Consider the following 8,891-nt stretch of genomic DNA (forward strand, 5'->3'; position numbering starts at 1 on the left):
GCCGGACCCGGCGGCCGGCCGTTGTGGCGATGATACCGGGACGGCGCGCAACCCCCGGCAACGCCATCCGCCGCACGGCCCCAGCGGGAGCGTGCGGCGGTGCGCGGGGCCCGGTGCGCCGGGCCGCGGGGTGTGTCCGGTCAGGCCCGGCGGCGCTTGAGGACGTCGTCGAGGTCGAGGGCGGCGCGACCCTGCTCCTCGCCCGTGCGCACGGCGTCCTTCAGGCTCGTGGAGCGGGCGGTGGGCTGCTCCGGGACCGCCAGGGGCTCCGGCTCCGGTCGCTGGACCACGGGCGCCTCGGCGTACGTCGGCCGCGGCACGGCGACCGGCTCCCAGGTCCGGCCCGGAGCGGCAGCGGCGGACTCGCGGGCCACGCGCAGCGCCTCGGCCCGCAGCTCCTCGACCGTGAAGGCCGCCGGGGCGGGAGAGCTCGGCTGCTCCTCGGCCGCGGGCAGGTCGAGGTCCTCGTCGGTCCGGCGCGACTGCTCGCGGACCTCCTGCGCCACGGCGTGCTCGTTGTCGAACAGGGCGACGTCCTCCCGGGGCGCGTGCAGCTCCTCCTCCGGCGCCCGGGACGCAGGACGCGACGATCGGCGGGCCGCCCGGTCCTGGACGGCCAGGTAGCGCAGGGCCAGGACGGAGCCGATGCCCAGCAGGAGCAGGAAGACGGGCCACGGCCAGCTGACCGCGGCGGAGAACGGCGCGACGACGGCGGTGACCAGCGCGGCCAGGAGGGCGGCGCCCCCGGTGAGGAGGATCCCGGCGCGGTCCCGCTTGATGTGCAGGGTCCCGGCGCCGGAACGGCCGGGCTCGCCGTCGGCGGGCCGGGAGACGGTGTCGGTGGTCGCCATGATGTTCCTTCGTCGGCGGGACGCGGGTGCGGGCTGCTCGGTCGGCGCGGGCAAGTGCTCCGGTACGGGATCGGTCATCTCGACCTGCGCCTCGAGGGAGGCCTCCCGGCGGCGCTGCAGCCGTGGCACGACCCAGAACAGCGAGAGCGCGCACACGAGGGCCAGCACGGCCGAGCTGCTCACCCAGATCATGGTCGCGGTCCTGCCTCTGTGGTCGCTGGATCGAGCGGACGTGAGCCGCCGGCGCGCTGCGCCGGCGTGTCCGGGGCCCGGGCTCGGGCCGTGAGGAACAGCCTACTACCGCAGGGACGCGCCTGTGGGTATCCCTGTGGACACGGCCCGACCCGTCACTGCCACACGGCGGGCCGGTCCGATCCCGTGAACCGGCGGACGAGGCCCTCGGGTGCCTCGGGCGCGGTGAGCGCGAAGCTGCGGTGGTCCGTCCAGCGCCCGTCGATGTGCAGGAAGTCCTTGCGCAGGCCTTCGTCCCGGAACCCGAGCTTCTCCACCACCCGCAGGGACTTGGTGTTCTCCGGCCGGATGTTGATCTCCATCCGGTGCAGGCCGAGTCCCTGGAAGCAGTAGTCGGTGGCCATGGCCACCGCCATGGGGGCCACGCCGCGGCCCGCCTGGTCCCGGTCCACCCAGTAGCCCAGGGTCGCCGACAGGAACGACCCCCATGAGATCCCGGAGACGGTCAGCTGGCCGACCAGCCCGAACCGCTCCGTCCCCGGGATCCGCTCCGTGATCAGGAAGGGCAGCGCCGTGCCCTGCCGTGCCTGCAGGTCGAGGCTCCGCACGAACTGCCCGAACGTGGGCGGCCTCCCGCCGGGTGCCGGGTTCGTGGCCTCCCAGGGGTCGAGCCAGTCCCGGTTGCGGGCGCGCACGGCGTCCCACTCCCTGCGGTCCCCCCGGGCCAACGGGCGCAGCCGGAGCTCACCCCAGGAGACGGTGACGGGCCACCGGAGCTGTCCGGCCACGGGAGCGCGGCCTCTCAGCCGACCGGCAGGGACCGGGTGTACTCCCTGAGCCACTCGCACAGCTCGGGCCCGAGGTCCTCGCGCTCCGAGGCCAGGATGATGTTGGCCTTGAGGTAGCTGAGCTTGTCACCGGTGTCGTAGCGACGGCCCTTGAAGACCACGCCGTAGACCCCGCCGCCCTCGCCCTCGCGCTGGGCGAGGGTCTGCAGCGCGTCGGTGAGCTGGATCTCGTTGCCGCGCCCGGGGGCCGTGCTCTCGAGCACCTCGAAGACGTCCGGGTGCAGGACGTAGCGGCCGATGATGGCCAGGTTGGAGGGGGCCTCGGCCGGGGACGGCTTTTCGACGAGCCCGTTGATCCGCACGTAGTTCTCGCCCTCGACGGGCGTGACGTCGGCGCAGCCGTAGGCGCCGATCTGCTCCTGGGGGACCTCCATGAGCGCGACGACCGAGCCGCCGGTGCGCTCCTGGACGGCGATCATCTCGGTGAGCAGGGAGTCCCGGGCGTCGATGAGGTCGTCGCCGAGCAGCACCGCGAAGGGCTCGTCGCCGATGTGGATCTTGGCGCGCAGCACCGCGTGGCCCAGTCCCTTGGGGTCCGCCTGGCGCAGGTAGTGGATCTCGCCGAGCTCGGAGGCGTGCTCGACCTCCCGGAGCAGCTCGGTCTTGCCGGACTCCTCGAGCTGGTGCTCCAGTGCCGGGACGCGGTCGAAGTGGTCCTCCAGCGCCCGCTTCGAACGCCCGGTGATCATGAGGACGTCCTGGAGGCCGGCGTCGACCGCCTCCTGGACCACGTACTGGATGGCCGGGCGGTCCACGACCGGCAGCATCTCCTTGGGCATGGCCTTCGTCGCGGGGAGGAACCGGGTGCCGAGCCCGGCGGCGGGGATGACGGCCTTCCGGACCGTCCGGGGATTGCTGTTTCCACTCATGGGCTCAGGCTAACGGATCGGGCACGGGGCCCGGCGGATTCCCGGCCGGGCACGGTTGATCGCCGCGGCGGCCACGGCTACCCTCGCACCACCGGCCCGCGTGGGCCGGCGCGTCCGGGGCGCCTCCCCGGCCCGAGCGCCGGACAGGAGCGGACGACCACGATGACCGATCACGGTGGGCCCGCCGAGGCGAAGGCGCGGATGCGCCGCGAGCTGCGGGCGGCCCGTGCGCGACGCCCCCGGGCCGCCCGGGAGCACGCCGCCGTCGGGTTCGACCGGCACCTCGCGGAGCTCCTCGCCGACCGCCCGCACCTCGACATCGCCGCGTACCTCCCGCTGCCCACCGAGCCGCCCCTCGAGCGCGCCCTCGTCACCGCCCACCACCGCGGCCACCGGATCTGGGTGCCCGTGTGCGAGCCCGGGCGCCGGCTCTCGTGGGCGCGCTGGTCGCCGGGCGCCCCCGAGCGGTCCGGCGGCGCCGGTGGGCTGCGCGAGCCCGTCGGCGCCCGCCACGGCGCCGAGGTCATGCACGCCGTGGGCCTGCTGCTCGTGCCCGCGCTCGCCGTGGCGCCCGACGGCGCGCGGCTGGGCTTCGGCGGCGGCTACTACGACCGCTTCCTCGCCGCGCTGCCGCGCACGGCGCACCCGGAGCTGCGCACCGCGGTGTGCGTCTTCGCCGACGAGGTCCTCCCCGCCGGGACCGTGCCCATGGAGGAGCTCGACGCGCCCGTGCCGCTGGCCCTCACGGAGAACGGGCCCGTGCCCCTGGACGGACCCGCCGGCACGGGTCCGGGAACGCGGTAGAATCGGCAGTCGACCCCTTCGAGTGCCAGAGAGCGCCCTCGTCGACCCTTCCCAGGAGGACCCATGCCCGTCTACGCCTACGCCTGCAAGGACTGCGGCCACGCGTTCGACATCCGCCAGTCGTTCAGCGAGAACGCCCTGACCGTCTGCCCGGAGTGCGAGGGGGGCCTGCGCAAGAAGTTCAACACGGTGGGCGTGGTGTTCAAGGGCTCCGGCTTCTACCGCAACGACTCGCGCTCCGGCGGCACGGACTCCGGCGCCTCGACCTCCTCCTCCGCCGCTTCCTCCTCCGAGGCCGCGCCGGCGGCCGCCTCCACGACGAGCGCGACCCCGGCGACCGCGGGCGCGTCCTCGTCCGCCTCCGCGACGACGGGCGGGTCCTCCGACTGAGACGGTCCCCGGACGCCGTCCCGGCGTCCGGACTGCACGCGGTGCTCCTCCCCGGCGACGGGCCCCGCCGCTCCCCAGGCGGCCCCGGCGCACCCGGCTCCGGCGCGCCCGCGCCGTAGGGTGCGGCGCATGAGCCGACGCCCCCGGACCGTCCGACGCCGCTATCCGCTGTCCCTGCACCTGCGCTCGGTCCTGTCCCGGCGCCGCCGGCTCGTGGCCGGGCTGCTCCTCGGCCTCGCCGTGGGCCTGGTGGTCCTGCGGCTCGGACCGCCCCAGACCCGGACGGTGCCGGTGGTCACGGCCGCCGAGGCGCTGCCCGCGGGCGCGGTGGTCGTCCCGGAGCAGCTCGCGGTGGCCGCCTATCCGCACGGGCTCGCACCGGAGGGCGCCGTCGCCGATCCCGCGGAGCTCTCCGGGCGTGTCCTCGCGGGTGCCGTGGGCCCGGGGCAGCCGCTGACGGAGACCGCGCTCGTGGGACCGGGTCTGCTGACGGGGCAGGCCGAGGACGTCACGGCGGTGACCCTGCGCATCGACGACCCAGGGGTGCTCCGCCACGTGCGCGCGGGCGACCACGTGGACGTCGTCCACCTGCCCGACGGGGCCGCACCGGGCGACCGCCACGTCCTGGGCCGGGACCTGCCGGTGCTGTGGGTCTCCTCCGGGGGTCCCGGCGGAGGCGGCGGCCTCCTCGAGGGGCCTCCGGCTCCCGAGGAGGAGGGCCTGCTGGTGGTGGGGACCCCGCACGCGGGCGCCGCGCAGCTCGCCGGCGCCGGCGGAACCGGGCGCACCACCGTGGTCCTCGTCCCGGCGCCGCTCAGCCCCAGTGCGGAGGCCGCTGCGCCCTGAGCCACTCCTCGTGCGCCCGTTCCCCGGCCCCCGCGGCGGTCTCCTCGTCCGTGCCGGGCGCCCGCCCGTCCAGACCGGGCAGGTGCGGCTCCGCCCCGCTGAACGTGCCGCCGGTGGCCCGCCGCGGCCCGCGCCTGCGGGGGCGCGGGGCCGCGGGCGCGTCCTGTCCCGGCCCCCGGTCCGGCTGAGCAGGACCGGGGGCCCCGCCGTCCGCCTGGTCGGGCTCAGCCGGCACGGGTGCCCCGACGGTCTCCGGCGGGCAGGCCGAGGTAGCGCCGGATCAGCTCGGCCACGGTGTCCGGATCGGTGAAGACCTCGATGGTCCACAGTGTGAGGTAGTTCCAGCCCGTGCGCTCGAGCTGCTGGGGCCGCAGCCGGGAGCGCTCCCGCACGGACAGGGCGGCGTTCTCCGCCGATCCGTCGGACTGCCCCGCCACCGGGATCCGCAGCGGCCGGTCCTCGGCGCGGGCGCGCCCCGGCGGCACGGTCCCCGCGGACAGCGACTCCGTGCCGGCCCAGGCGACCAGGTCGAGGACGCCCGCGTAGTGCAGCCGCACCGAGGCCCCGCGCTCTCCGAGGCGCCGGGCGAGGTCGACCACCAGGGCGTCGTCGTGGGTGTCCTGCGCGTCCTCCTCGCCCGGGGGCGACCCGCCGAGGTGCGCGGCGAGCACGCGGGCGAAGTCCCGGGCCCCGTGCTGGAGGCCCTTGCCCTCCATCTCGCCCGGGTGCAGCGAGGTCACGATGCGGGTGGTGTGGCGGGCCCGGGTCATGCCGAGCACGAAGTGCTGGCGGCCGTGCCGCTCGGACAGCGCCCCGAGGTACGGCACGGTGCGCCCGTTGGCCGTCTTGCCGAAGCCCAGCGAGAAGATGACGGTGTCCCGCACGATGCCCGCCGCGCGGTGCAGGTCGACCACCCGGAAGGACTCGGGGCCCGGGGCGAAGAAGTCCGCGGCGCCGGGCTCCTCGCGCATCCGCTGCCGGACGGCCTGGGCGATCCGCGCGGCGTGCACCGCGCTGGCCGTCACCACGGCCAGCGATCGGCGCGGGTGGCGGGCCGCGTGCTCGAAGACGAGCTCGACGACGCGCCGCACCTCGGCGGCGGGCGCCTGGATGCCCTCGATCCCGGCGGTCAGGGCGCCCACGCCGTCCGGGACGTACTCGACGTCGAGGACGGGGGTGGCTCCGGTGACGGACTCGCCGTGCGGGATCCTGCTCAGGCGTCCGCCGTAGAACTGCTCGTTGAGGTGGCGGAAGACCTGCTCGTCCATCGACCGGTACACGGTCCGCAGCGCCCGTTCCGGCACCACCCGGGAGAGGGCGTCGAAGGCGCTGTCCACCTCGACCACCGGCTGGGCGCCCGGGGCGGGGACCGCGGTGGGGGCCACCGTGAACGGCTGCGGACGGCCGAGGTGCGGGTCCCCGAACGCGATGACCTGACGGCACCGGGTCAGGGCCGGCAGCACCGCCGCGAGCGGGGAGCTCTCGGCGTCGAGCACCACCACGGCGTCGAAGTCGTGGTCCTCGGGCAGCGCCGCGGAGAGCACCAGCGGGCTGGCCGTCCAGACGGGCACCAGCGAGCCGATCAGCTCGCCCGCCGAGGCGCCGAGCTCCTCGAGCGGTGCGGCGCCCTCCCGGAGCATCCGTCGCAGGGCGGCCGCCGGGCGCGGGGAGCGCCGCACGGTGCGCTGCCAGCGGTCGGCGAGCTCCCACAGGAGCCGGCCGGCGCCGGAGGCCACGTGGGCGGCGTCGGCGCGGCGGAACACGGACTCCACCTTGCGCAGCGCGTGGCCCTCGGGCATCGCCAGGAAGTCGTCGCCGCTGATCATGGCCTCGAGCGTGGACTGCCACCACGCGAGGTCGAACTCCCCGGGGACCTCCTCGCGGGGCACGGTGCGCCGGACGAGGTCGTCCACGAGCTCGCCGAGGCCCTGGCCGCGCAGCTCGTCGAGCAGGACGGTGCGCTCGGGCAGCACGGCGAGGTTCTCCTCGTCGTTGATGAGCCGGTCCAGGGTCTCCCGCAGCCGGTCGACCGGCTGCCCGAGGAGGTCGTCGCCGGTGGGCGAGCCCTCGAGGGCGATGGCCAGGCCCTCGAGGTCCTCCACGAAGCGGGCCTGCACCGCCGCGAGCTCCTCGACCCGCTCGGAGACGACCGGGTGCTTCGTCGAGGTGGCCCACTCCCGCCACCGCTCCCGCTCCGACTGCACGCGCAGCAGGGCACTGTGCAGGTCCGTGAGGTGCACCCCGTGGCGGATGTACTCCTTCGCGGCCTTGCGCAGCCGTGAGCGCTGCAGCCCGGTCATCTCGATCTCGTGCTCGCGCCGCCAGCCGGACCCTGCGGTCGCGGCGACCAGGTCCGTCACGGGCCGGTCGTAGATGTCGGGGGTGAAGCGGGTCAGGGAGTCCTGGACCTCCTGCAGCAGCCGCAGCTGTCGGCCCCACTCGGGGACGGTCGCGCCGCCGCGCAGCCCGCTGGTGGCCAGCACGTGCCGCATCCCGGTCTCGAGGGTGGTCAGCTCCAGCAGCAGGGACTGGGCGAGCCGGTGCGCCTGGCGGGCCTCGTCCTCGTTTACCAGCCGCGCCCCGGTCCAGGGTGCGGCCAGGGTCCCGGCGTCGAAGGCCCCGAGCTCGGCGGCGCGCTCGAGCCGGGTGACCACGTCGCCGCGCTCGACGACGGCGTCGAGCACCGAGCGCGGGAAGCGCACGGACGTGGCGGGCGCCGGCCGGCGGGAGGTCAGCTCGGCGAGCGCCTGCACGGCCCGGTACGGGGAGACGGACCACCGCGGCCGGACGGTGTGCAGGGACCGGACGTGCTCGGCGAGCTGGTCGCGGCTGGTGCGCAGCGTCTCGTGCAGCTCGGTGAGGTCCGGGCGCTCGGCGCGCTCGTTGCGGGCGACCGCCCGGATGAGCTGCTGGGCCACGTCGGCGTCGCTGAGCTGGGAGGACAGGGGCAGGACGGCGGTGCCGAGGCCCAGCCCGTCCATCCGCCGCCCGAACGCGGCGAGCGTGGTGCGCCGCTCCCCCAGCACCAGGACGGTCCGGCCGGCGGCCACGAGGGTGCCCACCGTGTTGACGGCGGTGTCGAGCTGGCCGGTGCCCGGCGCCGCGGTCACCACGAAGGAGTGCCCCTGCGCGGCGAGGTCGAGGACCTCCTGCTGGGGGCCGTCGGCGTCGAGCAGCAGCAGCTCGTCGGCGGGGTCGCGCTGGTCCATCGGGGGCGAGTCGTTCCAGATCTCCTCGACCTGCGGGATCCGGCCGACGGCGGAGTCCTTGAGCCGGGCGAGGTCCCGCACGACCGCGGTGCGGGCCACGACGGACAGGTCGGCGGGGCGGTCGTGCAGGTCCGCGAACGTGGAGACGAGCAGCTTGTGCTCGACGTGCATCCCGGGCACCGCCCCGGCGAGGGAGCGCAGCGTCTCGAGCGCGGGGGCCGGGTCGAGCCGCCGGGTGCCGTAGGCGAGCCGGGCGAGCTCCCCGGAGGTCAGGTCCACGCCGTGCTCCGCGGCCAGCCGGCGCACCATGGCGGGGTTGAGCCGGGCGGGACCGACGAGCTGGAGCTCGAAGTCGTCGAGGTCCGGGCGCGGCTTCAGGGCGAGGGGCGCGAGCAGCACGGGGGCGATCCAGCGGCGCTGGCCGGCGCCGGTGGGGTCGGAGCCCCGGGGCCGGGCGAGCCAGGACGCGGTGCCCGCGGCGAGGTACGCGGCGTCCAGCCCGTGGTTGACCGACAGCTCGTGGGTCTTGGTGCGCAGGGACCGGGCGGCGCGCACGGCGTGCGCGTAGGCCTCGGGGTCGTGCACGATCGTGGACAGGCGGGTGGGGCGGCCCATGAGCAGCTGCGCCTGGCCGGAGGAGTTCGCCTCGGTGAGGTCGATGCACACGTTGTCGACCTGGTTGAAGTCCAGCAGCGTGTCCGGGCCGGTGTAGGCGTCCATCTGGCGGGTCCAGGGCTGCAGCGAGACGCGCGGGGGCTGCGCCCGGGAGGGCTCCGACCCCTGGGGGGTGCGGTCGGCTCCGATCGACATGGTTCTCCTCCTGCGCCTCGGCCCGGGGGCCGGGCACCGCTCACGCACGGGTCGAGCGGTCCGTGCGGACCG

Annotated in this window: 8 protein-coding genes; 3 read left to right on the forward strand and 5 right to left on the reverse strand. The window is 76.0% G+C overall.

Going from position 1 to position 8,891, the window contains the following annotated elements; translation table 11 throughout:
- Positions 1 to 140: 140 nt before the first annotated feature.
- The 3 genes from ACH9D2_RS00510 to galU form a co-directional block, all read right to left on the reverse strand.
- Positions 141 to 1,043, reverse strand: coding sequence for a hypothetical protein (locus tag ACH9D2_RS00510; RefSeq protein WP_396360749.1), 903 nt, complete (start codon positions 1,041 to 1,043; stop codon positions 141 to 143).
- 155 nt (positions 1,044 to 1,198) lie between these two features.
- The gene (locus tag ACH9D2_RS00515; protein WP_396360751.1) at positions 1,199 to 1,831 is read right to left on the reverse strand and encodes a GNAT family N-acetyltransferase; all 633 of its coding nucleotides are present in this window, start codon (positions 1,829 to 1,831) and stop codon (positions 1,199 to 1,201) included.
- A 14-nt stretch (positions 1,832 to 1,845) separates the two neighbouring features.
- Positions 1,846 to 2,760 carry a UTP--glucose-1-phosphate uridylyltransferase GalU gene (gene galU, locus ACH9D2_RS00520; RefSeq protein WP_396360752.1) on the reverse strand — a complete coding sequence of 305 codons (915 nt, stop codon included), beginning with the start codon at positions 2,758 to 2,760 and terminating at the stop codon, positions 1,846 to 1,848.
- 162 nt (positions 2,761 to 2,922) lie between these two features.
- On the opposite strand from galU, the gene ACH9D2_RS00525 reads away from it, so the two are divergent.
- The 3 genes from ACH9D2_RS00525 to ACH9D2_RS00535 all read left to right on the forward strand — a co-directional run bounded on the left by ACH9D2_RS00525 (position 2,923) and on the right by ACH9D2_RS00535 (position 4,800).
- Positions 2,923 to 3,564 (forward strand): 5-formyltetrahydrofolate cyclo-ligase, encoded by a 642-nt coding sequence (locus tag ACH9D2_RS00525; protein ID WP_396360753.1) that lies wholly within the window; start codon positions 2,923 to 2,925, stop codon positions 3,562 to 3,564.
- Between the two features lie 63 nt (positions 3,565 to 3,627).
- Positions 3,628 to 3,954 carry an FmdB family zinc ribbon protein gene (locus ACH9D2_RS00530; RefSeq protein ID WP_396360754.1) on the forward strand — a complete coding sequence of 109 codons (327 nt, stop codon included), beginning with the start codon at positions 3,628 to 3,630 and terminating at the stop codon, positions 3,952 to 3,954.
- Between the two features lie 129 nt (positions 3,955 to 4,083).
- Positions 4,084 to 4,800 (forward strand): SAF domain-containing protein, encoded by a 717-nt coding sequence (locus ACH9D2_RS00535; RefSeq protein ID WP_396360755.1) that lies wholly within the window; start codon positions 4,084 to 4,086, stop codon positions 4,798 to 4,800.
- Here the strand turns inward: ACH9D2_RS00535 and ACH9D2_RS00540 are convergent.
- Together ACH9D2_RS00540 and ACH9D2_RS00545 are read right to left on the reverse strand one after the other, a co-directional pair.
- Positions 4,769 to 5,035: a hypothetical protein gene (locus ACH9D2_RS00540; RefSeq protein ID WP_396360756.1), complete on the reverse strand. Its 267-nt coding sequence runs from the start codon at positions 5,033 to 5,035 to the stop codon at positions 4,769 to 4,771. The genes ACH9D2_RS00535 and ACH9D2_RS00540 overlap by 32 nt on opposite strands.
- Positions 5,025 to 8,819 carry a hypothetical protein gene (locus ACH9D2_RS00545; protein WP_396360758.1) on the reverse strand — a complete coding sequence of 1,265 codons (3,795 nt, stop codon included), beginning with the start codon at positions 8,817 to 8,819 and terminating at the stop codon, positions 5,025 to 5,027. The genes ACH9D2_RS00540 and ACH9D2_RS00545 overlap by 11 nt, the downstream gene beginning before the upstream one ends.
- Between the last annotated feature and the right edge of the window lie 72 nt (positions 8,820 to 8,891).

Source organism: Kocuria rhizosphaericola (assembly GCF_044462205.1).
In the GTDB taxonomy this organism is placed as follows: Bacteria; Actinomycetota; Actinomycetes; order Actinomycetales; family Micrococcaceae; genus Kocuria; species Kocuria rhizosphaericola.

Bases quoted from the DNA above. Each gene is read 5' to 3' on its own strand.
- ACH9D2_RS00530 (WP_396360754.1), top strand. From the start codon at position 3,628: ATGCCCGTCTACGCCTACGCCTGCAAGGACTGCGGCCACGCGTTCGAC.
- ACH9D2_RS00535 (WP_396360755.1), top strand. From the start codon at position 4,084: ATGAGCCGACGCCCCCGGACCGTCCGACGCCGCTATCCGCTGTCCCTG.
- ACH9D2_RS00510 (WP_396360749.1), bottom strand. From the start codon at position 1,043: ATGATCTGGGTGAGCAGCTCGGCCGTGCTGGCCCTCGTGTGCGCGCTC.
- galU (WP_396360752.1), bottom strand. From the start codon at position 2,760: ATGAGTGGAAACAGCAATCCCCGGACGGTCCGGAAGGCCGTCATCCCC.
- ACH9D2_RS00525 (WP_396360753.1), top strand. From the start codon at position 2,923: ATGACCGATCACGGTGGGCCCGCCGAGGCGAAGGCGCGGATGCGCCGC.
- ACH9D2_RS00545 (WP_396360758.1), bottom strand. From the start codon at position 8,819: ATGTCGATCGGAGCCGACCGCACCCCCCAGGGGTCGGAGCCCTCCCGG.